This window comes from Methanolobus sp., assembly GCF_016278365.1.
Taxonomy (GTDB): Archaea; Halobacteriota; Methanosarcinia; order Methanosarcinales; family Methanosarcinaceae; genus Methanolobus.
In genome coordinates this window covers 83,505-106,265 of the sequence record NZ_JADQBZ010000008.1, presented here as the reverse complement: position 1 = coordinate 106,265, position 22,761 = coordinate 83,505, and the positions used below count along the sequence as shown (strand labels likewise).

Below are 22,761 nucleotides of genomic sequence, written 5' to 3'. Positions count from 1 at the left end.
TACTTAAGATGTCTAAAAGTAGATAATACTACAACATTATCTAACATGCTAAAAGGCAGAAAACTATCATTTATGGCATTTTCGGCTAAATAGGTTGCAGGAAAGTGTCCCATAAAAAAGAGGTTGATATGTATTTCAATGTTTACACAATTCCTTTGATCGCCTCTGTGTTCATTCTCTGTATGCTGGCCTTCAGCATTAAAAAACTAAAAAAAACTCCGGGAGCAACCTGCTTTAGTATGCTTTTGGTCTCTACTGCAATTTACTCCTTCTTTTATTTGCTTGAGATATCCTCTACTACACTGCATACGGTTCTTATATTTTATAAGATGGAATATCTTGGTGTTTCCGTAATGCCTTTCTTTTTCCTATTCTTTGCGATGAATTACACCGGCAGGAAGCATTGGATGTCAGCATCTTTGACAGCTATTTTTCTTCTTATTCCCTTGATAACTATCCTTCTGGTGTTCACAACTGAATTCCATAATCTTTTCCACAAAGGCTTTTATATGAGCAACGACGGTCCTTTTCCGGTACTTATCTATGAGCCGGGAATCTGGTACTGGATACAACAATCCTATAGCATCCTTTGTATTGTTTTTGGCATAAGTCTGCTTTTCAGCATGCTACTGGGAACCGCACCGGCCTTCCGAAAGCAGATTCTCTTTGTAATTATGGGATCCATAATCCCGTTCCTTACTCTGGTGCTCTTCCTGGCAGGAATGAAACCCGGGGGCATTGATCCTGCCCCATTTTCCCTTACATTGAGCGGTCTTGTCATCTTTGCAGGATTGACTCAATATAAATTGTTCAATCTGGCTCCTCTGGCCCGCAGTTTGCTTTTTGAGAACATCCCTGACAGTGTCATCGTTATGGATAAAGAACAAAGGATAGTGGACATTAATAACTCGGCCACGAAATATCTGCAAATGAATGCCAATGACATAGGGAAACATGTCTTGGAACTAGCGGATCCGTGGCGTGAAATCCTGAGCACAGAATCTGATGCAACAGGTAAAATTAGTATTGAGGTTCAAAATAATGTTGAAAGTTCTATCTTCTGGTTGAATGTGACCTTCTTGCCGCTTTATGACACACAAGGGAACACTAGAGGCAAAATGGTCATTCTTAACAATATCACTGAGCGGAAGAATACGGAGAAAGAGTTGCTTGAAAAGAACCGCCTTCTCAAAGAAACTACAGAGCATGCCAATTCTATGGCTGCTCACGCAGAGATGGCCAACAGTGCCAAGAGCCAGTTCCTTACTATGATGAGCCATGAGATGCGCACGCCTCTTAACGGAGTGATCGGATTCTCGGATCTGCTTATGCAGACAGAACTTACAGAATCGCAAATGCAATATATGCAGGCCGTCTACTCATCAGCCATCTCACTGCTAGACCTGATAAACGATGTGCTGGACCTGTCCAAGATAGAGGCCGGCAAACTGGAACTCGATACTGAGAAGACCGATCTGGTCGAATTATGTGAGCAGATAGTGGATATCATTAAATACAGGGCCCATGAGAAAGGGCTCGAACTGCTGCTGAATATACCTGCAGATTTGCCTCGCTATATTGTTGCCGATAGGTTACGACTGAAACAGGTGCTTGTGAATCTTTTGGGGAATGCTGTGAAATTCACTGAAGAGGGAGAGGTCGAGCTGAAGGTTAAAGCCTCTCCAGTCCCGGACACTAACGATATGGAGTTCACGTTTTCAGTGAGGGATACGGGGATAGGCATTGCAAAGGATAAACAGTCCCGGATATTCAGTTCATTCTCACAGGCGGACGGTTCCATTACCCGAAAATATGGTGGTACCGGGCTTGGGCTGACCATTTCCAATATGCTTCTTGAGAAAATGGGTTCCCGGATTGAGCTTGGAAGTGAATGTGGGGAAGGGAGTATTTTTTATTTCACTGCTATATTCCCGCCAGAAAAGGATAGTACAATTGTAAACTATGACCATTCACATGTCCGCAAGGTTCTGATCGTGGATGATAATGCTTCCAGCCGCTCTATCTTGCAGAATATGCTGGTTTCCAGAGGCATCATGGCTAACACTGCAGTTGATGGGGCAGAAGCGCTGAATATGGTAGGTGAACAGATCGATTATGATCTTGTCGTCGTTGATCATAATATGCCTTTGATGGATGGTCTAAAACTTGTGCGAATCATGCGTGAGATACCCGGCTTCACTACCAGCGGGCAAGCCTTCATTATTCTGCATAACTCCTCGGACAGCTCATCTATCTATGAAAGTTACAAAGAGCTGGGTATCCGTTCCATCTTTGCCAAGCCTGTCAAAATGTCGCAACTTTTCGAAGCGATTGCACATGCAAGATCTCCTGAAAGTGACCTTGCCTGCACGGGGGATTCTGCCAAACAGGGCGAATCGCGTGTACTGCATCGCAGGTACACTATTATGGTCGCTGAAGATAATGAGGTAAATATGACACTTGCATCTGCTATTCTTTCATTATGTTTACCGGATGCAAAGATAATTAAAGCCGTGGACGGCAACGAAGCGGTCCGGGCATTTAAGGATACTGAGCCGGATCTGATATTTATGGATATCCAGATGCCCGGAAGAAGCGGGTATGAGGCGGCCAGTGCAATCCGGGAAATCGAAGCTGAAACTTCCAGAAATGGCAGCCACATCCCGATCATCGCCCTGACTGCAGGCACGGTGAAAGGTGAAAGGGAGCGCTGCCTTGATTCAGGCATGGATGACTACGTCACTAAGCCTGTTATAGCTGAAACCATCCGGGATGTTCTACAAAGATGGCTGCCTGAATTTGAATGCACTTCCAGGTCCACTGACATCGGGAGCAGCGGTGCTGAGCGTTTTAACAGAGAACAGTTGTTGGCTAACATTGATGGTAACCTGGAATTGTTCAGTACGCTGACTTCAATAGCAATGATCACTTTTGCCCAAGGCCTTGAAGATATAAAGATGGCATATTCGCAGAAAAACATGCAAGATATAAAGAAACGCGCCCATAAGATGAAGGGCAGTGCTCTTAACATGGGCTGCACTATCCTGGCTGAAATGGCGGCAAGATTGGAAGAAGCAGTGGAACTCGATGAATCGGAAGTCCGGGCATTACTGCAGGGAATGGGGGATGAGATTGCATTGATCGAGCTGGATATGGGAACACAGTAAGACCACAATGCAAGCTTAACAAGAAACATATTTGTACATCATTTAGGATATATAGATGCATATGGCAAGATATTGTAAAGTATGCGGGGCTAAAAGCGGGCGATGTAATCACCTGATCCTTGATTTTGGCAAAAGAGAGCTTGAACAGGAATCGCAGAAGAAGGACGGGAAAGAAGAATAGTGCATCATTTAGTGTGAGGCTGTATTCTGAGATGTGGCCAAACTGACGGGCAAAGTGGGAAGGGGATGTACAATGAATACACACATCTCAGAAAGCCAACTATACCAGTAACATATAATATTTCATCCTTTTAATAATTTACGGTATATATTAAAATACCTGTATAACCGGTACTAATGCATCGCTGTTTCAAACTACAATTATAAGTATAGTTACTACCTATTTAACTGCCATTACTGTTTAATACTGTTTGATGCATCAATGTTGTCCACAAGCAGTACAGGCAGAACAAGAATAACACCAAGAGGAAATGATTGCAATGAAAGTAGTTGGTTTTGTTGGAAGTCCCAGAAAGAATGGGAATACAGATGTATTGGTACAGCAGGTGCTCGATGGAGCTATGGAGGCAGGTGCCGAAGTAGAAAAAGTATACATTAATGATATGAATCTCAGGGGATGTCAGGGGTGCGATTATTGCAGGACCGTCGATGGCTGTAAGATAAAAGATGACATGACAAAAGCATATGATGCTCTGAAGAACGCAGACGGGTTTGTATTTGGCTCTCCGATATATTTCTTCCAGTTTACTGGACAGATGAGACTTTTCATTGATCGGTGTTTTGCGCTTTTGAACCCTGACTTCTCATCACGTCTTATTCCCGGGAAGAAAGCAGTAATAGTCGGGGCGCATGGTGCTCCCGAAGCTGGTGTTTTCAATGGGGTCTATGATGAATTCTCAAAAACACTGGGCATGCTCGGTATGGATGTCAAAGGTACGTTCATAGATGCAGGTCATCATGTGCCAGGCGGAGTAAAAGAGGAAGGAAAGCTCATGGAAGCCGCGAAAGAATCCGGGGCCCGCCTTTTTGAATGAACGGGCAGATATATCTGGCGGCAATCAGGGCCGCCGCCAGATGCCTGTTTTAACCGTGATCATAATTCTCCTGAACCCTTGCCTTTGACTGAATTGTTCATGCAAACGCATTCTCTTCTCCTGAGTCAAGTGCAAACAAACATGAGGATCCTGTCTGTTCCACAGCCCGGCGAATAAACTCAAAATCGATTTCATTATCCATACTGAATATGTTTATTGAGGCTTGCGAAGCCCTGGAAAGATTTGATCCCATATCTCCATTCATCACTTCAGTAATTACATTTGGGATCCTTGCTATCTCAGCAAGGTTTTCCAGGTATTCCTTAGCCTTTGGGGCATTCCGCTTATCCCGAACGCAGCTTATCATTTTCAGAGATGCTTTCCAGTTTCTTTTAAGCTTGTAGGATATAAGGATAGAAAGATCCATATTTCCCAGATCCATGCTTATGTCCCAATCAGGACTTCGATCGTTTATCCACAGGTTTATGGATTCCTCTCTCCCAAAAGCAGCATCACTATGTATAGCGAGCAGTAAGATACCAATCCTGCGCTCTGCGGCCTTACGGATAACATTCTTTACCTTTTCGTACTGACCGTCAAAGCTGCTCATGTTAATGAACAATACCCTGGGCCTGAAAAAAGAGCCGCCCAATGCTTCCATACCCACAATGAGATTTTTCTCAAATGCCGCAGTATCGACAATGGTCCAGGAAGAGAAAACCCCGCTATCCCTGAAGGATTCTGTCAGGTCTGTCAGACGGGAGAAGAATTTAGTCTCATCCACTTTCCCTGTCAAGCCGAGTAACTTGATCGAACCTTTAGGGTAGGTAATATCCCTGAGGAGTTTGAATGTTCCTGTAAGCACATTCGGATCCTCCACAGGCACCAGCAGGTTAGCTTTCCAGGTTCTTTCGTTCGAGGGAGCAATCTTATAAGTTTGTTTTGCCGCCCACTCTGCGATGGCAACAAAAAGACCGCTACGCACGTCTCCGAAAGGTGTCTTAAGATGCTTTTTCAACAGGTATGCATGTATCGATATAACAACTACGACTGCCAGTAAACTGAACACGGGGCTGACAATGAACATAACAAATACGCTCCCAATAGCACCAACAAAGGAGACTGCTCTGGGGATTCTGAAGAGGGGTCTGAAACTTACAAGCTGCAGGTTCTGTTCGATGAGCACGATTATATTGATCATTGCATACGTCATCAGGAAGAAAAGGGTGATGAGAGGAGCAATTGCATTCAGACTGCGCAGCATCAATGCCAGGAAGATTATCAGGCCGGTGAATACTATTGCGTTGCGTGGTTCCCCTGACCCTGATCTTTTTGAGAACCATCCGCTTGCCGGCAATATTTTACTGTTTGCAAGGGACTGGAGGATCCGTGGTGCACCTACAAAAGAGGATAGGGCTGATGAGAACGTAGCTCCCAGCAGGCCAGCAATAACCAGTTGTCCCCAGGCAGCTTTTTCCACCATAATAGTATAGTTGCCCAGAAGTTCATCATTACTTGCTGAAGCTGCCAGCCACAGGGCAAGCAACAAGTAGACCACAAGGCTGACGCAAATAGCAGAGATGGTTCCAAGGGGAATGCTACGGCGGGGATTCTTCAATTCCCCTGACATGTTAGCACCTGCCATTATACCGGTGGCTGCCGGGAAAAAGACAGCAAAGACTCCCCAGAAACCAATCCCTGAAAAGCCTGTCTCAGGGGAGCCCTCAAATGAACCCCACCACGTGATAGGCTCCTGCATGGAACCCAGGTACGCGGCCCATATTATGGACACGAATGAGGAAGCTACGACCACAAGAACTATGAACTGGAGCTTGAAACTCAGGGATGTGCTGATATAGGCCACAATGAAAAGCACGAAGAATATTGCAAGATCTACGAGGATGGCCGGATGCTCCGGAAAGATCCATCTCCATCCGGCACGGAAGCCGAATATGTACATTGCCACAGCGAGTGTCTGGGAAAGATAAAGTGGTATCCCTATACTTCCTCCAACCTCAAGGCCGAGTGACTGGGAGATCACAGAGAAAGCACCTCCTGACCCTATCCTTATATTAGTGGTCACCGAAGAAAGAGAAAGGCCCGTGGAAAGAGTGATGCTAAAAGCTATCAGTATTATCAGCCAGGCACCCAGCAGACCTGCATTACCCACGACCCATCCTTCCCTTAGGTACATTATCACACCCAGGATGGTCAGAAGAGTTGGAACGAACACCCCTTCGAAAGTACCGAATAGCTTTCTCCCGGTAACAGCACCTTTCTGCTCCTCCACTTTCTCTTGCAAAGTTTCCCCGTTTTCAGGATCAACACTATTCCCCATATCCCCATTCTCTCCATTCTCCAACAAAAGTCCCCGATAACTCTCTTTGTCAGGATTATATAATCGTTTCCTCTGCATGTTTATAGGAGTGCACATATACTCTTTTTATCGATTTTGTACCTAGAGCAGTACATGGAAATCATGGTTGGTGCCCTCCGGTATCGCTATTCAGGAGACTGGGTGTACGTACCCGTAAGGAAATAGACGTGGAGAAATACTCACTCAAGGCCCTGCGAGGAGATTTTGATGCAGTATCTTCTCAAGATAGCAGGAGAGACCGTGCTCTCCAAGCACTTAACGGCAGCACCAATATATGAGTAGCCTGGGAATGAAATAGCTAAACTTCTGGTATCTTCGCCTCTTACACATTAAAAAATTATCTGCTGGCAAGTAACATCAGGAAAGCTGAAAAAACAGGGATCATAAAGTTATCGTTAAGAAAGAACTTTACTATCCCTTTCATGTCTGCTTCTTTTACTGTCTGGAGACTAATTGTGCTTTCAATAAGCATTCCTCCGGCAGCACCTACAAAAGCCTGAAAGGGTGTTACGAACAGGAGAGCTCCTCCAAAAGCAACAGCCAGCCCGCTCAGCGTTCCTTCCACCGTTTTGCTTTGGGAATATGGCAACTTATGTTTTCCGATCAAAACACCCACGATCGTTGCAACCGAGTCACCTAGAGCAACTATCGCTACTGAAGCGTAAACAATATTCCTTGGGAATAATAACAAAGTAACAAGAACTCCTGAGATTAACAATATGGTTCCCTGAAGTTTTACATTTTGTACTCCTGGTCTTCCAAGTCTGCGAAATACACCGGATGTTTGTTGGGAAAGGTTGAATTTTTTTATCAATACTGAGGCAAAAACAGTTACAATCAACAGGGCCGTAAATACTAGGACTGCATAACGCCCCGATAAATATATCGCAATAAGAACAGCAGTGCCTGTGAGAATATGTATAAACTGACGTCCGACCTCGCCTGCCAAAAAAAGCCCTTTATCGCTCATATCTGCGAAAGGCCTCCCCTTTAGGAATCATACTATCTCGTAAGTATGATTTTAGGTTCCAATCTTATATTAAGTATGGGAATTTAAAAAAGGATATCTCTGGCAGCATTATCACAGAGCGACCGCCAGATAACCATTTTATAGGATCCTATTTACTGTCATGAGAGTTCCAAGCGCAATCCTCTTTACTGTGCTCTCAACTTCTACTGATACTTCATCCCTGTTCAATACATCTTTGAATTCATTATACGGCTCAGAGGAATCAATTATCTCTCTTGCGGTTTCCTCATCTGTTGTGACTGTAACTGAAGGATCGACTTCATCCGGTGAGGATACTCTTTCAAAATACAGGATCTCGCCATTGTTAGTTATTGCCTGTATGTAAAGTTCTTCACCATCGCTTGTAGTAATGTTAAGCAGAATCACATCGTTACCAGCTATTCTTTTCACTACCCATGGGACATCGTCAAGCCTGGCATTATAGCGTACCATCTGTTCTTCAAGTTCAGTGTATAGGTCATCGGCGCTTGCCAGATTCGCATATGTCTCATTCTCTCCATTCTCTGCAGTTGTTGCCAGTGCAAGGTTTGAGAATAACAGGATTCCTGCTATCAACACCCCGACTGCTATTGCCTGTTTCCTGTTCATGGTCATACCACTCAATATAAGTTAGGCAGAAATAGTATAAGACCATGTCTATAGAAATAGCAACTTATGTACCGAACTGTCAATCAGAATAAATAAATAACCGTATCTCTAAGTTCCTACAGGTGATGTTCATGGATTGTTTGTTCTGTAAGATAATTTCAGGTGAGATACCGTCATACAAGATTTATGAAGATGATTTTGCATATGCTTTTCTGGATATTTATCCCACCTCCGAAGGGCATACTATAGTCCTTCCGAAAAAGCATTTCCAGCGGTTCACAGAGATGGGTGAGGAGGAGGCATCCTCACTTTTTGCATCTGTGAACAGGGTTGCTAAAGCAGTGGAGAAGGCACTGGATGTCCCCGGCTCCAATATCGGCCTCAACAACGGTGAAGTGGCAGGCCAGAGTGTACCCCATGTACACGTACACATAATCCCAAGAAGGGCAAACGATAAGGGCGGCTCCATGCACACTATTGTGAATCAGCATCCCGGTACCGGTAACATCAGTGAGCTGGCTGAAGTGATCAAAAAAGCATTCTGATGAACTTACGATGATGAATTGTTCCATAAAAATGAAAGAGGGAAAAAATGACCCAGAATGAAGAAAAAGTCCTTGAGGCATTGAAAAATGCAGGAAAGCCGCTCAGACCCGGAGATATTGCAGAGATGACAGGGATAGAGAGCAAAGAGGTAAGCAAGACGCTGAAATTCATGAAAGATGCAGGCACTATATGCTCACCTAAAAGATGTTTCTATGCACCTTCCGAATGAGCAGGCTAATCTAACCTGCTTTTTTGCCTGCTTTTAATTTATTTATTTTTGCCTTATTACCAGCAAACATAACAAATACATGGTGGAACAAAGGTAAGGTAAAATAGCAAAAAATCCATTGAAAAAAAGGGGGGCGCACTTGATTAAAGATACGCCTCTATTGCCTGATTCGAATTTAATAGCTCACACTTACTGTTGAACAGACATTCTGTGCAGCATCATACACATATCCGCCACAGGCAGCCCCTGTAACTTTGAATGTGAAGGTGCCGCTTGGGTTCTTTACCTGAGAGGATGTAAATTTCACAATCCCGTTTGAATCAGTTGTTCCTGAAACTGATGCACTTGTCAGGCCGCTCCAGCTTCCACTGATCGTCACTCCGGAAACTGCTTTTCCATTCTGGTCGACGATCTTCACAGTAGCCATAGCTCCTCCAAAAGTATTCTTACCTCTTGTCGAATACTCTTTTGTTGCAGTCAGGCTGCCCACGAACATTGCAATCTCTGTGGGAGTGGTTGGTGCTACTTCAGGTTCGGTATCTGTTGATGATGTATCATCTTCGACAGGTGCGTCAACTTCAGTCGATGTGTCATCGGTTGCAGGTGCAATGTTAAGTCCGGTGACAGCTGCATAGGCATCCACAAGACCATAGCCATAATAATTATCCTTCCCGGTGGCACCGAGATCTGTTGCTGTGTTCTGGAACCTGGAGCGGACCTCTGCAGGGTCCCACTTGTCGTTTTTGTTGGCATCATAACTTGTGCCTGCAACATCCGTGCTCAGTAACAGGGCAACAGCTCCGGTAACATGCGGAGTTGCCATACTTGTACCGCTCTTGGAACCATAGAGACCTCCGGGCATGGTTGACCTGATACTGACGCCAGGGGCTGCAAACTCTACTTCGAGGCCATAGCATGACCACGATGTTCTCGTGTTGGTTGAATCAACAGCAGAGACTGCTATCACCGAACTATAGGCTGCAGGGTAGATGACAGCACCGCCGGAATTACCGGCCGCCCCTACGATCACGACACCAGTGCTGTATGCATTGTCGCATGCGCTCTTGAGTGTTGATGAGGATGATGTGCCACCAAGGCTCATTGTGACTATATCCGCATTATTGTCGACTGCCCAGTTAATGCCTGCTATGATATTGCTGTATGAGCAGTATCCTGAACTGTCAGCAACTTTCACAGCATACAGTCCTGCCTGTGGTGCTGCCCCCAGCACGCCAATGCCATTGCTGGCAGCCGCAACGGTGCCTGCAACATGGGTTCCGTGGCTGTGGTCATCCATTGGATCATTGTCCTTATTGACAAAATCGTAACCACCAAGATAATTCGCTTTAAGGTCAGGGTGATTGTAGTCGATACCTGTATCCAGGACAGCCACCTTTATACTGGTGCCTGTGAAACCCTCAGACTGTACAGTGACAGCATTGATGCGGGTAATACCCCATGGCACTTCATCTGCAAGAATCTGTGCCTGGCCGTCGGGCTCAATAAAAGCGATATTAGGATTCTTTGAAAGGGCATCGATTGCCTTTTGAGGAAGTTCTGTAGCTATTGCCGGAACAATTGTATACTCGTGTTTTATATTTCCGCCATAGGCCTGTACAAGTTCTGCATTCGTCTTCCCTTTGAAATTAATAAGTACGGGAATCTTCTCGTTATCCCTGTCTTCCTGTATTGCTCCTGCAGGGACTGCCAGGAAAGAAAGCAGAATTGATAATACGATTAGTAGGGTTAGTTTTTGTCGGGTCATTGAAACACCATTGAATTATAATTCAATTCAACTGGTTAATGACTTAATATATATATGTTATGAAATTAGAACTATAGCGTTATAATATAGGTCTTGAAGAAACGATAGCAATAGGGACTAAAAAAAGAGGAATTTGTGGACATAGGGATAAATACAGGAAGTAAATCCCTACATCCAGGAAAAGATCGGGCTATCAGAAGTTCTCGAGGCCTTCAAAGTCAAGCGTGGCAAAATAGTCATCCACAGTCTCCGCTCTCCTTATCTTTACAAAACTTCCATCTTCATTCAACAGGATTTCGGCTGACCTCAGTTTTCCATTATAGTTGAAACCCATGGCATATCCGTGGGCTCCTGTGTCATGGATCACCAGCACATCGCCTCTCTCGATCTCAGGCAGTTTCCTGTCAATCGCGAACTTATCGTTATTCTCACAGAGAGACCCTGTGACATCGTACATATGCGTTGGTTTATGTTTTTCTTTGCCCAGTACAGTTATATGGTGATAGGCTCCGTAAATACCCGGACGCATCAGGTTTGCCATGCTGGCATCAGTGCCTACATAGTCCTTGTATATGTGTTTCATGTGCCTGACAGTTGTTATGAGATATCCATAGGGACCAGTAATCACTCTTCCACACTCAAGGTATATCCTGAGCGGATGCAGGTCATTAGCTCTTATTATCTCATCATATGCATTCCGGACCCCGGTGGTTATTGCCTCATAAGAAACAGGCTGCTGTTCAGGCTTGTAAGGAATGCCAATGCCTCCTCCAAGGTTCACGAACTCAAAGTGTATATCCAGTTCTCTGGAAAGGTCTACAATCAGATCAAAAAGTATGCGTGCAGTCTCAACAAAATACTCCGGGTTAAGCTCGTTGGATGCGACCATTGTGTGCAGTCCAAAGCGCCTGACTCCCTTATCTTTCATCATCCTGTATCCTTCGAATAACTGGTCCCTTGTGAATCCGTATTTGGCTTCCTGTGGATTGCCAATAATAGCATTTCCTTCTTTAAGAGGACCTGGATTGTACCTGCAGCATACAAGCTCAGGCAGCCCTGCGGTCTTTTCGAGGAACTCTATATGGCTGATATCATCAAGATTGATTATCGCACCCAGCTCCCTGGCCTTGATAAATTCATCAGCAGGTGTATCATTGGAACTGAACATGATATCCTCGCCTACAATACCTGCTTTTTCTGCAAGCAGCAGTTCAGCCATTGAACTACAGTCAGCGCCAAACCCTTCTTTTTTAAGGATCTTCATGATGTAGGGATTTGGTAAAGCCTTTACTGCAAAGAACTCCTTAAAACCATGCACCCTGCTGAAAGATTTCCTTAACTCCCTGGCATTATCAAGGATGCCCTTCTTATCATATAGGTGGAAAGGCGTTGGGTGTTCTGTGATTATTTCGGTTATTTTCTCTTGCGTGAATGGCAGTTCCTTTGAGACCATGATGTTACCTCTTTACGAGTAGTCCATATGAGGTCAATACACAAATAAATAGTTGATTGGAAATCTTCAGGGGAAGGGAATTATTTTTTTGTGCGTTTAATTTTTATATTTCTTGTTCGCATATGGTAAAACAAAATCAGCCTCCGAAGCATAGCCATATAAACGAAGAAAGCGAAAATATGAATGGAGATGAATACATGGACGATAAAAGACGTCATGAAAATGACGATGAGTCCAATGAAAAAAGGATCGAGACGGTTGACCAGCTGATAGACCATATCCTTAACATGCTTGAGAACAGCATCAGTGATGACGCTGACCGGCCTCTGGTACAGGGTTTTACCATCATCAGTCAGCCTGGTAAGAATCCAACGATCTTTGGGTTTGAGGGGAGAAGGGCAGTGAAACCAAGTGACGAGGGAGAGAAGGAGGGTGACTTCTATATCCTGCAGCAAGATCCTTTGATCGAAGTCCAGCAGACAGGTGACAGAGTGTACCTGCTGGCTGATCTTGGGGCTGATGAAGATAGTGTTGAATACCATTCATCGGATGTGCAGGTCGAGATCAATGTCATGATAGATGGTGTTGGTTATTCAAGGCTTGTAAGATTGCCTGCAAGAGTCGATCCCGATACCGCCATATCCAGCTACAGGAATGGCGTACTGGAAATCGCATTTGAGTATCCTCATAACGGGTGAGAGGGTGCATTGCCGTTTCACCGTTCATCTTTAAGGGTAGACCCATCTTTTAGTTCAGGCCGATGATGACTACAGAAATGTCTTTCTAGACTATTGAACACGTCCTCAAGGTCACTATATTTGAGGTCTGCATACCTGTCCACCGGAGTTGGCATATCATTGACTATCACAAGTTTTCCTCCGTTCCTCACCGCATAAAGAGGAAGGGAGGCTGCTGGTTGCACAAGCAGCGAAGAACCTATGACCACGAACAGGTCGGCGAGGGAACTCTCTAACATGGCTTTTTTGATTGTGTTTTCGTCCAACATCTCTCCGAAAAAGATGATGTCAGGCTTGAGCAGGCCGGTACATAAATCACACTTTGGTATCGTGCCTTCCTTGACAACATTTGCCACAATTTCATAGAGGAATTTCTTTCCGCAAGACAGACAGGTGCTCTCCCTTGCTGACCCGTGTATCTCAATAACGTTACAAGAGCCGGCTTTTCGGTGTAGCTGGTCGATATTCTGAGTGATGAGAGTTTTAACTATACCTATCTGTTCCATTTTTGCCAGCGTGTAGTGTATAAAACTTGGCTCCTTCTCATCAACATTATAAACAAGATCCTTTGAGTGAGAATAGAAATATTGTGGCTCAGAGTGGAAATAATCGATGTCGAATATCTTATCAGCGTCAAACTTCCTGTAAATCCCATCTTTGCCCCTGAAATCAGGAATACCCGAGAATGTGGAGATACCTGCTCCGCTCAGGAATACACAGTGTTTTGATCTTTCAAGAAGGTCGATGAGTTTGTCCATTTCTGTATGTTCTAAGCACAATAACTATTACATTTTCTGTGTTATTTATCTCTTAATCCTTCAGCACCATCATTGGATTGCCCACACCCACGACAATCACTCTTGTTTCAAGAGGAGGATGTGGCCAGGTCTCGGGAGACATCGTCTTTCTGGAAACTGTTATCTGTGTGTCCTGTTCAAGTATTCCGCACCTTTTCTCATAATCCAGCACGAGTTCCTTTCCTACCCTGGTCGCGAAATCCACGGCGTCAGTGTACACCTGGAAACGCTCCCTGCCAAGAGGGGAGAATACCAGGAAATCCTCGTCAGGGTTCTGGATCGACGCAGGCATTATTGTTATCTCTATCCGCTTAACTCCTTTTCCGGCAAGGGCACCGACGGCATTCCCAACCTCTGCAAAATCCGGGACAACCACTTCTGCTTCGATCATCGAACGAAGTTCATCGGCATGTGCCTGTACGGGCCCACCGAGCAATACAACCGGTACCTCGAGTTTGAACTTTGCAGGATAGGTACGGTTCAGGAGGTCAGCTATCATATCCTCAGGATGATGCGGCAGAATGAAAGACATGAGGTCTGCTGCCATGTTCCTCGCCACAAGCTCCCTTACATGTGCACAGAACTCGTATTTTCCTTTCCGGACATATCTTGAAAGATGAGATGCTCCCATCTCCGCAGCATTGACATCCCATTGCGTATATATCCCAAGTACGTGTAGCGCATCGGTGGGGGTGAACCCGATTCCCTGGATCAGCCTCTTCCTTATAAGAGAATCAAGTACTTTGGTGGCAGGACTCTTTTTAAGCAGTACGCTTATCTCAGCTATTGAGGCTGGTTCTGAACCTATTGCATAAAGCAACTCCTCTTCCTGTTCATCGAGACCTGCAGCCTCGTAACCGGTCCTGACAAAGAACTTTGTTGGCTGGTAATTCTCATCCATAAGTGTCCTTGGGAGATTCCTGCTTTTCTTTAACCTGTCCGCGAACTCAGGATACTGTGCTGAGGCCACGCACAGGGGAATGACCCGCCGTGGTCCGACGTGGACCCTGTCATCTGTGACCCATATGTGACTATCTCCTCCTGTTGCCGAGGTTTCCATTTTCATAGCCCGGACCCTTGTCTTCCATCCTCCTACAACTGCGCCTGATGTGCTTATCTCGGGCACTCCGTTATACAGCATGGATACGTCCGTGCTCGTGCCTCCTACATCTATTACGGCACAGGTCTCTATCTTGGAAAGGTAGGACGCTCCCAGCAGGCTGGCGGCTGGTCCGGAAAAAATGGTCTCGATAGGTTTTTCCAGTGCATCCTCGATATTGTAGACAGAACCGTCGCATTTGAGCATCAGCATCCGTGCATTGATGCCCCTTCTTTTGATGTCCTTCATAACGGAACTGACAAAGTGATGGGTGATGGGGATGAGCTGTGCGTTCAGGACTGCTGTCACGGCCCTCTCATAGGCTCCGAGCTCAAGGGAGAGTTCGTGTCCACAGACCACCGGCATTCCGGTGATCTCCCTTACTATCTCCTTGACCTTAACCTCATGTTCCGGGTTACGTGCACCAAAATAGGCAGAAACGGCATAAGCTGAAACTATATCTTTGGTCTTCAGGGCAAATTCCCGGACAGCATCCACATCAAGGGGAAATTCCTCGTCTCCTCTCGTGTCGTGTCCACCCGCTACCCATTTGATATGCTGTGTGGGAAATACATTTTCCACAGGCTGCTCACCTACTATTATGAGACCTACAGGCACGCCTGTACCTTCAAGCAATGAATTTGTAGACAAGGTTGTTGAAACCGACACAAGGTTGACATCTTCCATATATTCTTTATCAAGAGAATCCAGTACATTCCTGATACCCTCCTGCAGGTCAGGATACGTAGTAAAAGATTTCTTTGAGTCAACCACTACCCCATCAGAACCCCGTATTATAACGGCGTCTGTGTATGTTCCTCCGGCATCTATCCCAAGACCATAGTGCATGTTGTCACCTGTTAGTATTTCAAAATAATTTGTAATTCATTGGATATAAGAGTTGTTAAGTGTTTGTCTGACGGTGTCGGATAGTCTGTTAATAGTGTTGATCTTATTACTCAAATCTTATTTAGAATTACGATACAAACTGGCAACAAAAGGATAGACTTTTAACTCAAAATGCCGTACGAATTACGTTATCCTATTATTTGCTTATTCTATTCATGTAAATATATGAGGAAGTACCATGTCGGAAAAAAACCTGATAGGCAATAAGATACGCCAGATTAGAGAGGCGCAGGAAATGTCAGTGGCAGACCTGGCACAGGCCAGCAACACAAACGCAGAACTCATTGACCAGCTTGAAAAAGGAGCTCTTGTTCCCTCACTGACTCCCCTTCTGCAGATAGCCCGGGCACTTGGGGTTCGCTTGGGTACTTTCCTTGACGATGCTCCCCACAACGCACCGGTTGTAGTGAAAGCGGGCAAATCAAAGAATGTTGTACGCTTCTCCGGCAACTGCGATAAATGTGAGACCAGTACCCTGGACTTCTTCTCCCTTGCCTCTGATAAGGCAGACCGCCATATGGAGCCTTTTATTATTGATGTCCATCCGCCACAGTCAGCTGAGATGAAACTATCATCCCACGAAGGTGAGGAGTTCATTTTCGTGACCAAAGGGGAAATTGAGATACTCTATGGAAAAGACAAGTACAATCTCAATGCAGGAGACAGCATCTATTATGATTCCATTGTCCCTCATCATGTCCACGCCGTAGGTTCAGACGCACAGATACTTGCAGTAGTGTATGCCCCTCTCTGAACCCGGAAGATGATCATGTTCAATACAATAGTTACTCCCCGATTCGGAGACATCGACGGACTGAAACATGCGAACAATATTTCCATTGCTATCTGGTTCGAACAGGCACGGAACCCTGTTTTCAGGCTTTTCACACCTGACCTTGATCTGAGCTTTGAGAAATGGAGGCTCATCCTGGCCAGGTCTGAATATGATTATGTCGGTGAGATAAGCTATGGCTTTGATGTGGACATCCGCACCTATATCACAAGGATAGGCAATTCTTCCTTCACGATCGGGCATGATGCATGGCAGAACGGGAAACTGTGTGCCAAAGGACAGGTAGTGATCGTCCATTACGATTTCATTAACAAGAAGTCCGTGCCCATTCCGGACGATATCAGAAGATCGCTTGAAGAACACCTTGTGGATGCGGAAAACATAGGAAAACAATGACATTGAAAGGAGCCGGATATCATGGAGATTATAACTGATACCATTGGCGATGTATTCGAAAAACAGGTAAGGGAAGATCCTGACAGGGAGTTTATAGTTTATCCTGACAGAGACCTCAGGTTCACCTATAAGCAATTCGATGAGCGCGTTAATTTGATGGCCAAAGGCCTGCTGGAGATAGGTATAGGAAAGGGAGACCATGTAGGTATATGGGCAAAGAATGTGCCCGACTGGCTGACCTTCATGTTTGCGACCGCTAAGATCGGTGCGGTTCTCGTTACAGTCAATACCGCATACAAGATACACGAAGTAGAGTATGTCCTGAATCAGGCTGATCTGAGAGCACTCGCCATCATAGACGGTTTCAGGGATGTGAACTACATTGATATAATGTATGAACTGGTTCCGGAATTAAAGATGCAAAACCGTGGGAACCTGAAGAGCAAGAAGTTCCCGCATCTGAAAAGTGTTATATTCATCGGGCAGGAAAAGCACCGTGGAATGTACAATACCCGTGAACTGATGTTGCTGGGACAACACAGTACCAACGAGAAGCTTGAAAGTATCAAGTCAACGCTTGACTGCAATGATGTCATCAATATGCAGTATACATCAGGTACCACTGGTTTTCCCAAAGGCGTTATGCTGACACACAGCAATATCCTGAACAACGGGTTTTCCATTGGAAACAGGCAGAAGTTTACATGTGCTGACCGCCTGTGCCTTCCAGTTCCGTTATTCCATTGTTTTGGGATCGTGCTGGGGGTAATGGCTATCCTTGCCCACAGGGCAACACTTGTGATGCTCGAACTTTATGATCCCCTTATGGTGTTGGCGGCTGTCCAGAAAGAAAAGTGTACGGCTTTATACGGCGTCCCTACAATGTTCATTGCCGAATACACTCACCCAATGTTCAAGATGTTCGATCTTTCTTCTCTGCGCACGGGAATTATGGCTGGTTCTACCTGTCCTATCGATTCCATGAAAAAGGTCATAAACGAAATGAACTGCAACGAGATCACTATTGTATATGGCCTGACAGAAGCCTCTCCGGGAATCACCCAGACCACAACTGATGATCCTATTGAGCTTCGTGTAGAGACAGTCGGCAGAGTTTTCCCCGGCGTGGAAGCCGCAGTGATGGATCCGGAAACCTATATACCCCTCCCTCCGAACACTATCGGGGAAATATGTTGCCGTGGTTATAATGTAATGAAAGGCTATTACAAAATGCCGGAGGAGACAAAAAAGGCAATAGATGAGAACGGCTGGTTACACAGTGGAGACCTTGGTACATGTGATGAGAACGGTTACTACCGTATCACAGGACGCATAAAGGATATGATCATAAGAGGCGGCGAGAACGTCTACCCAAGGGAGATCGAGGAATTCCTTTTCACCATGCCTGGCATAAATAGTGCCCAGGTGGTCGGCATACCCGATGAGAAATATGGCGAGATAGTCGGAGCCTTTGTAATCCTCGATTCCGGTGCCAGTCTTACAGAAGAGGATGTAAGGGATTATGCGTTGTCAAGGATAGCACGTTATAAAGTTCCCAAGCATGTTTTCTTCGTGGATGAATACCCATTGACCGCAAGCGGAAAGGTCCAGAAGTTCAAGCTAAAGGATCTGGCCAGTGAACTGCTCAGGGAAAAAGTTTAAAGAAAATATTCGATGATGTGAGTTCCACATCATCTATCCATTATTTATTTTTTTTCTTTAGGATATATACCGCACCAAGCAGCATACTGATTGCAATCAGAACTGTGAAAGCCGGTATTGCCCTGTTTTCATCTGTTGATGGTGTTACCTGAGAGTATTCCCGGTAGTCTTCGTAGACCACTATTGCAGTACCCATGAAAGCCGTGTCCTGTGAATAATAGTCCTGCAATCCTTCAATAAGGTCCTGTACTTGCGTGTCTGTCATATAATCCTCGTCAACAGCAATACCTATCAGGGCATTTTCTCCCGCTCCCCTGACCTCTCCCATTTTTGCTGAAATAGAATCAATAATTGTTGCAGTATTGTTCAAATGCTCTCCCTGCTCATTGTAGGTAAGGAGAATGAAGAATTCAACCTCATCCGAAACTTCCTGCAATGCAGACCTGTCGTAAGAAACAGGCACATCAACAGCTATCGGCAAGCCTCCGGAGCTTGCACGCAGGCTTTCAAGCAAGGCCAGGTTATCTTCGCATGCTTCGTTTGGATCTTCACTGCACGGATTGAGTGCAATATTCATTCCATCAAAGCGTGCCAGGGACTTATTGTTGTAGTCTGCAACCTGCTGTGCCGTGTCCATCATACTAGTGGAGTTTCCCGCATCCCTGGTGATCATAGCATATACCTGGATCCCGTTTTCGTGGGCATTCTTCACAAACCTCTCAAGGCTCCATATATTCTCTTCATTTGTCCGAACCATTATCAGATTAAAGCCACTGGCGTTGAGTTCTTCCAGTGAGGAGGCATCATATGTTGTGGTATCGAAGATGCGGACTGCATTTATCACGCCACCAGGCACAGTAACATTGATTTTAGCAGGTTCCGGTGTATCATTTGTGCTTTCCTGTGCAGCAGCTCCCGTAACTCTACCTACGGTCACAGTTGGCTCTCCTGAAACGAATTTACGCACATAGGCGTAATCAAAAGCTGCATATCCGGTGTTATCTGAAACATCCGGATAGGTTCTTGCTAAAAGGTAAGCCTTCACGTTGATCAGATTAAGATTATTTGTTCTCTCGGTGGTGGTTAAGTCCATTTTGTTGTCCCTTGCACCATCCTTGAAGAACGCTACTTTCCCCAGCTCATCTTCGAGGTACCATGCAACCCCTGTGGTGTACCACGTGTCTTCGGCGACATTAAGGTCTGTCAGGTCAGCTGTTGTGCGACTGACATCAGCGGTGCTGTTCTTCAGTATCCAGTTGACCTTTGTCTCCCTTTCGAGTTCGGTGCTGATAAGCATGTTACTTCTGTCCTCGTTACGGGAATCCACAAAGCCCTGGACAATCACAGGACCACGGGAGTCCGTTCCGGTGGTGACCTTCTTCCTTTTTACCACAAACATCGAGTTAATAGGGAAATCATCGCTGGACTTGATCCTGGAAATATCTGCAGGATGGTAGTCCGGAACTATAAGCCTCAAAGTCCCGGAAACAACACTGATCTGGCCTCCGCCTGTTGTAAACTGTTCCCAGTTCCCAAAAGCAAGATTATTACCGCTAAAGTCGTCAAAGAACTGGAAAGTGGAAGCGCCGGAACTTATATCAGTTGCAAGCGGATTTCCGTAGTGCATAGTGATCCTGGTGGCTTCACCGGAAGCGATATAGGGCACCCTGACCCATATTTTTGCTCTTCCAGACTGGACATCCCATTCCTCCACCCAGTGCTGCAACTGCCTGTCACCTGAAGTGAAACGTATGTCCTGACCGGCATTCTGGGCCTTGGAGAAGTCGAAGTTGGAATTGTTCAGGACAACAGGGATCTGATAATTAGTAAGGTCCTGTCTGGAATTATCTTTTATATTTATCTCAGTTGAATTTTTCCACTCGCCGCCACCAGAATATGTTAAAGCAGCGCATGTCTGTGTGAATCCAATAATGAACAACAAAGTTATCAAGCCATACCACAATATCCTGATCTTCAAGCCACTCACCTTCATAGAGTAATTTCTTAATTAACAGCTCACTTTTAAATGCGTAAAACCTGTATGAAACATTAGTACATATAATACATTAGTTCTTATGTACATTATTCTTTTCCCACTGGACAGCTTATCTTCTATTGCATGTGTTTTTTAATAAAATGTGATATGAGTCGACCAGAAATACTGTTGTTGCCGGGAACTGTCGGTATCTCATCACATCTGAACCAGCGGGCATCTTCGATTTCTACTGCGTCAATGCGTATCTCTCCGCCTGCATACCTGGCAGTAAAACCTATCATAAGAGAGTCAGGATAAGGCCAGGGCTGGCTTCCGAAGTATTTGATGTCCTTTATAGAAACCCCTACCTCCTCCAGTACTTCCCTGACAACCGCCTCTTCAACAGACTCTCCAGGTTCAACAAAACCGGCTATAAGGCCGTATAATCCATTCGGAAAACCGGGAGACCTTGCAAGGAGCGCCTCATCTTCTCTCTCTATCAGCACAATGATAGCAGGAGAGATCTTGGGGAAGAAAAGTGAGCCACATTCAGGACACTCCTTGGCTTTCTCCTGCTGGCTCCGGAATGTTTTTGAACCGCAGCGGCCACAGAATCCAGTTTTTATGTCCCATTCAAGTAACTGGATGGCCCTGCCTGCAAGGGACGCCACAGGTTCGTCCAGTATATCATACAGTTTTCTCAGGTCTTCAAACCTGATATCTTCACCATGCCTGAAGTTGTTATCAATCTCGGCCGTAAAACATGATATATCACCAAACTCGCCGATATACTGCTCTCTTATCACTTCAGCGCCCAGTTCTTTGAGTTCGTTCACTGAAGGAAGCCTGTAAACATTGTTATCGCAGATGAGCATTATCTTGCGCTCTTTGAAAGCAAAAGAGTAGTCTGATGAAGCGTGCATTTTTTCCGGGGGAGTGAGGAGGGGCTGGAATCCAGGTCCCTGCTGTTTATGATCGTGTTCCATGAATAAAATGGATACGATATGTTCCCTTATCAAGTTTACCGGTTTTGAAGTGGTGTGATTTGGCCTATTGCTTGAATATAGTAAATTAATATGGGGTCTAAAAACCCCATTATGTTGAATTGTTCCTGTTATATGTTGCAGCAGCCAGAGAAGAAATGCTGCCAGCAGAAATAGATTTGTAAATAGGTTGGGTAGGTGCAAGCCATACGGCTCCGGCTCCCTCAAATGTTTGCAGGAGGCCTTCTCCGGCGGTTAGTTTGCCTGCAAGACCTTTACCTGAACTTTCAACACTGAATTTTACGGAATCTGACCTTAAAATAGCAAAGTTTCCATCAACCTGAAGTCTTTCATTGTCAAGGTTATACTTCAGTATTTCAGAAATTGGAACGGGGCTTTCCAGAATACATGTGCCTGTACCGCTGATCTTTGTCTGGAACCACCCTTCATTACCAAATAATCCTGCACTTATGTTCTTTTGGCTTGCCACACTAACTTCCAGGGTTGATTCTGAGCAGTAGAATATGCCTTTGTCGACAATGATAGAACCATTTTTCAGAGTCACTATAAGGAAGTGGCTAAAGCTTGGTTCCATGAATATCTCACCCACTCCTCTGTAGAGAGGGTTAAAAGCAGCTTCATTCGTAAGCTGCTTTTTTATCATCTTTTTTGCAAAGCCACCCAGACCTCCTATATTGGCATCACACACAATATTCCCCTTGTGGAAATGAAGAGCACCGGGCTCGACTATGACACCACCATCATTCAGTGTAACCTTTACCTGTTTAAGGGACATGCCTGACTTATGAACATAGTAGAGATTTTTTGCCAGGTCTGGGTCCTTACTTCCGGTTAAAGAATTGTACTGGAGTATCTCGACTTTGAAGTTTCCTTTGTCAACATTGTCAAGGACGGTTATATTGTTATAAAAGTTAGTTTCTGCTATAGTATCACATCCAGATAAAAAACAAAACCAAAATGTCTCAATTATATTATTCTATTACTATAATATATAATTATACTAATTAATATAATATAATTGGATTATGTTATATAAATATACTTAAGTGCTGTTGTATAGGATAAGGAAATAATTTTTTGGATGACTAATGTGGCTGGAGTTCAGATCGAATTTCCAGAGACTTGTTACTTGCACAAAAGTTTAAAAACTTTTCACTGCATATATAATTCGGAGTTGTA

Annotated in this window: 18 protein-coding genes; 8 read left to right on the top strand and 10 right to left on the bottom strand. The window is 44.9% G+C overall.

Annotation, left to right across the window (positions count from 1 at the left end; all coding sequences use genetic code 11):
- The first annotated feature begins 104 nt into the window (after nucleotides 1–104).
- Together QZZ22_RS09160 and QZZ22_RS09155 are read left to right on the top strand one after the other, a co-directional pair.
- Complete coding sequence (locus QZZ22_RS09160) at nucleotides 105–3,167, top strand: histidine kinase N-terminal 7TM domain-containing protein (RefSeq protein WP_292464233.1); 3,063 nt, start codon at nucleotides 105–107, stop codon at nucleotides 3,165–3,167.
- Between the two features lie 491 nt (nucleotides 3,168–3,658).
- A complete protein-coding gene (locus QZZ22_RS09155; protein ID WP_292464231.1) occupies nucleotides 3,659–4,222 on the top strand; it encodes a flavodoxin family protein in 564 nt (187 codons plus the stop codon).
- A 97-nt stretch (nucleotides 4,223–4,319) separates the two neighbouring features.
- On the opposite strand, the gene QZZ22_RS09150 is transcribed toward QZZ22_RS09155, so the two are convergent.
- The 3 genes from QZZ22_RS09150 to QZZ22_RS09140 all read right to left on the bottom strand — a co-directional run bounded on the left by QZZ22_RS09150 (nucleotide 4,320) and on the right by QZZ22_RS09140 (nucleotide 8,217).
- Complete coding sequence (locus QZZ22_RS09150) at nucleotides 4,320–6,584, bottom strand: amino acid permease (RefSeq protein ID WP_292464229.1); 2,265 nt, start codon at nucleotides 6,582–6,584, stop codon at nucleotides 4,320–4,322.
- 352 nt (nucleotides 6,585–6,936) lie between these two features.
- Nucleotides 6,937–7,569, bottom strand: a complete 633-nt coding sequence (locus QZZ22_RS09145) for a diacylglycerol/polyprenol kinase family protein (RefSeq protein WP_292464227.1) — start codon at nucleotides 7,567–7,569, stop codon at nucleotides 6,937–6,939.
- A gap of 138 nt (nucleotides 7,570–7,707) precedes the next feature.
- The gene (locus QZZ22_RS09140) at nucleotides 7,708–8,217 is read right to left on the bottom strand and encodes a hypothetical protein (protein ID WP_292464226.1); all 510 of its coding nucleotides are present in this window, start codon (nucleotides 8,215–8,217) and stop codon (nucleotides 7,708–7,710) included.
- Between the two features lie 131 nt (nucleotides 8,218–8,348).
- Here QZZ22_RS09140 and QZZ22_RS09135 point away from each other — a divergent pair, with 131 nt between their 5' ends.
- Nucleotides 8,349–8,762, top strand: coding sequence for an HIT family protein (locus QZZ22_RS09135; RefSeq protein ID WP_292464225.1), 414 nt, complete (start codon nucleotides 8,349–8,351; stop codon nucleotides 8,760–8,762).
- Between the two features lie 47 nt (nucleotides 8,763–8,809).
- A complete protein-coding gene (locus tag QZZ22_RS09130) occupies nucleotides 8,810–8,992 on the top strand; it encodes a MarR family transcriptional regulator (protein ID WP_292464224.1) in 183 nt (60 codons plus the stop codon).
- A 175-nt stretch (nucleotides 8,993–9,167) separates the two neighbouring features.
- On the opposite strand, the gene QZZ22_RS09125 is transcribed toward QZZ22_RS09130, so the two are convergent.
- On the bottom strand, nucleotides 9,168–10,757 hold the full coding sequence (locus tag QZZ22_RS09125) for a S8 family serine peptidase (protein WP_292464222.1): 1,590 nt from the start codon (nucleotides 10,755–10,757) through the stop codon (nucleotides 9,168–9,170).
- Nucleotides 10,758–10,950: 193 nt separating this feature from the next.
- Nucleotides 10,951–12,210: a diaminopimelate decarboxylase gene (locus QZZ22_RS09120; RefSeq protein ID WP_292464220.1), complete on the bottom strand. Its 1,260-nt coding sequence runs from the start codon at nucleotides 12,208–12,210 to the stop codon at nucleotides 10,951–10,953.
- A 197-nt stretch (nucleotides 12,211–12,407) separates the two neighbouring features.
- Between QZZ22_RS09120 and QZZ22_RS09115 the strand changes: the two genes are divergently transcribed.
- Nucleotides 12,408–12,908 (top strand): hypothetical protein, encoded by a 501-nt coding sequence (locus QZZ22_RS09115; RefSeq protein WP_292464218.1) that lies wholly within the window; start codon nucleotides 12,408–12,410, stop codon nucleotides 12,906–12,908.
- A 17-nt stretch (nucleotides 12,909–12,925) separates the two neighbouring features.
- Here QZZ22_RS09115 and QZZ22_RS09110 read toward each other — a convergent pair whose 3' ends face one another.
- Complete coding sequence (locus tag QZZ22_RS09110) at nucleotides 12,926–13,705, bottom strand: NAD-dependent protein deacylase (protein ID WP_292464216.1); 780 nt, start codon at nucleotides 13,703–13,705, stop codon at nucleotides 12,926–12,928.
- A 52-nt stretch (nucleotides 13,706–13,757) separates the two neighbouring features.
- Nucleotides 13,758–15,692 (bottom strand): hydantoinase/oxoprolinase family protein, encoded by a 1,935-nt coding sequence (locus QZZ22_RS09105; protein ID WP_292464215.1) that lies wholly within the window; start codon nucleotides 15,690–15,692, stop codon nucleotides 13,758–13,760.
- Nucleotides 15,693–15,930: 238 nt separating this feature from the next.
- Between QZZ22_RS09105 and QZZ22_RS09100 the strand changes: the two genes are divergently transcribed.
- From QZZ22_RS09100 to QZZ22_RS09090, 3 genes are read left to right on the top strand one after another with little or no spacing between them, the layout of a single operon-like run.
- Nucleotides 15,931–16,506, top strand: a complete 576-nt coding sequence (locus tag QZZ22_RS09100) for an XRE family transcriptional regulator (RefSeq protein ID WP_292464213.1) — start codon at nucleotides 15,931–15,933, stop codon at nucleotides 16,504–16,506.
- A 15-nt stretch (nucleotides 16,507–16,521) separates the two neighbouring features.
- Complete coding sequence (locus QZZ22_RS09095; protein WP_292464212.1) at nucleotides 16,522–16,941, top strand: thioesterase family protein; 420 nt, start codon at nucleotides 16,522–16,524, stop codon at nucleotides 16,939–16,941.
- A gap of 21 nt (nucleotides 16,942–16,962) precedes the next feature.
- Entirely contained in the window at nucleotides 16,963–18,603 is a 1,641-nt protein-coding gene (locus QZZ22_RS09090; RefSeq protein ID WP_292464211.1) for an AMP-binding protein, read from the top strand.
- A gap of 40 nt (nucleotides 18,604–18,643) precedes the next feature.
- On the opposite strand, the gene QZZ22_RS09085 is transcribed toward QZZ22_RS09090, so the two are convergent.
- The 3 genes from QZZ22_RS09085 to QZZ22_RS09075 form a co-directional block, all read right to left on the bottom strand.
- Nucleotides 18,644–20,581 (bottom strand): DUF2341 domain-containing protein, encoded by a 1,938-nt coding sequence (locus QZZ22_RS09085; protein ID WP_292464210.1) that lies wholly within the window; start codon nucleotides 20,579–20,581, stop codon nucleotides 18,644–18,646.
- Nucleotides 20,582–20,715: 134 nt separating this feature from the next.
- A complete protein-coding gene (gene nudC / locus QZZ22_RS09080) occupies nucleotides 20,716–21,564 on the bottom strand; it encodes an NAD(+) diphosphatase (RefSeq protein WP_292464209.1) in 849 nt (282 codons plus the stop codon).
- A gap of 109 nt (nucleotides 21,565–21,673) precedes the next feature.
- Nucleotides 21,674–22,357: an AIM24 family protein gene (locus tag QZZ22_RS09075; RefSeq protein ID WP_292464208.1), complete on the bottom strand. Its 684-nt coding sequence runs from the start codon at nucleotides 22,355–22,357 to the stop codon at nucleotides 21,674–21,676.
- Nucleotides 22,358–22,761 lie beyond the last annotated feature (404 nt).

Bases quoted from the DNA above. Each gene is read 5' to 3' on its own strand.
- QZZ22_RS09155 (WP_292464231.1), top strand. From the start codon at position 3,659: ATGATTGCAATGAAAGTAGTTGGTTTTGTTGGAAGTCCCAGAAAGAAT.
- QZZ22_RS09145 (WP_292464227.1), bottom strand. From the start codon at position 7,569: ATGAGCGATAAAGGGCTTTTTTTGGCAGGCGAGGTCGGACGTCAGTTT.
- QZZ22_RS09140 (WP_292464226.1), bottom strand. From the start codon at position 8,217: ATGAACAGGAAACAGGCAATAGCAGTCGGGGTGTTGATAGCAGGAATC.
- QZZ22_RS09135 (WP_292464225.1), top strand. From the start codon at position 8,349: ATGGATTGTTTGTTCTGTAAGATAATTTCAGGTGAGATACCGTCATAC.
- QZZ22_RS09130 (WP_292464224.1), top strand. From the start codon at position 8,810: ATGACCCAGAATGAAGAAAAAGTCCTTGAGGCATTGAAAAATGCAGGA.
- QZZ22_RS09125 (WP_292464222.1), bottom strand. From the start codon at position 10,757: ATGACCCGACAAAAACTAACCCTACTAATCGTATTATCAATTCTGCTT.
- QZZ22_RS09120 (WP_292464220.1), bottom strand. From the start codon at position 12,210: ATGGTCTCAAAGGAACTGCCATTCACGCAAGAGAAAATAACCGAAATA.
- QZZ22_RS09115 (WP_292464218.1), top strand. From the start codon at position 12,408: ATGGACGATAAAAGACGTCATGAAAATGACGATGAGTCCAATGAAAAA.
- QZZ22_RS09110 (WP_292464216.1), bottom strand. From the start codon at position 13,705: ATGGACAAACTCATCGACCTTCTTGAAAGATCAAAACACTGTGTATTC.
- QZZ22_RS09105 (WP_292464215.1), bottom strand. From the start codon at position 15,692: ATGCACTATGGTCTTGGGATAGATGCCGGAGGAACATACACAGACGCC.
- QZZ22_RS09100 (WP_292464213.1), top strand. From the start codon at position 15,931: ATGTCGGAAAAAAACCTGATAGGCAATAAGATACGCCAGATTAGAGAG.
- QZZ22_RS09095 (WP_292464212.1), top strand. From the start codon at position 16,522: ATGTTCAATACAATAGTTACTCCCCGATTCGGAGACATCGACGGACTG.
- QZZ22_RS09090 (WP_292464211.1), top strand. From the start codon at position 16,963: ATGGAGATTATAACTGATACCATTGGCGATGTATTCGAAAAACAGGTA.
- nudC (WP_292464209.1), bottom strand. From the start codon at position 21,564: ATGGAACACGATCATAAACAGCAGGGACCTGGATTCCAGCCCCTCCTC.
- QZZ22_RS09075 (WP_292464208.1), bottom strand. From the start codon at position 22,357: ATGTCCCTTAAACAGGTAAAGGTTACACTGAATGATGGTGGTGTCATA.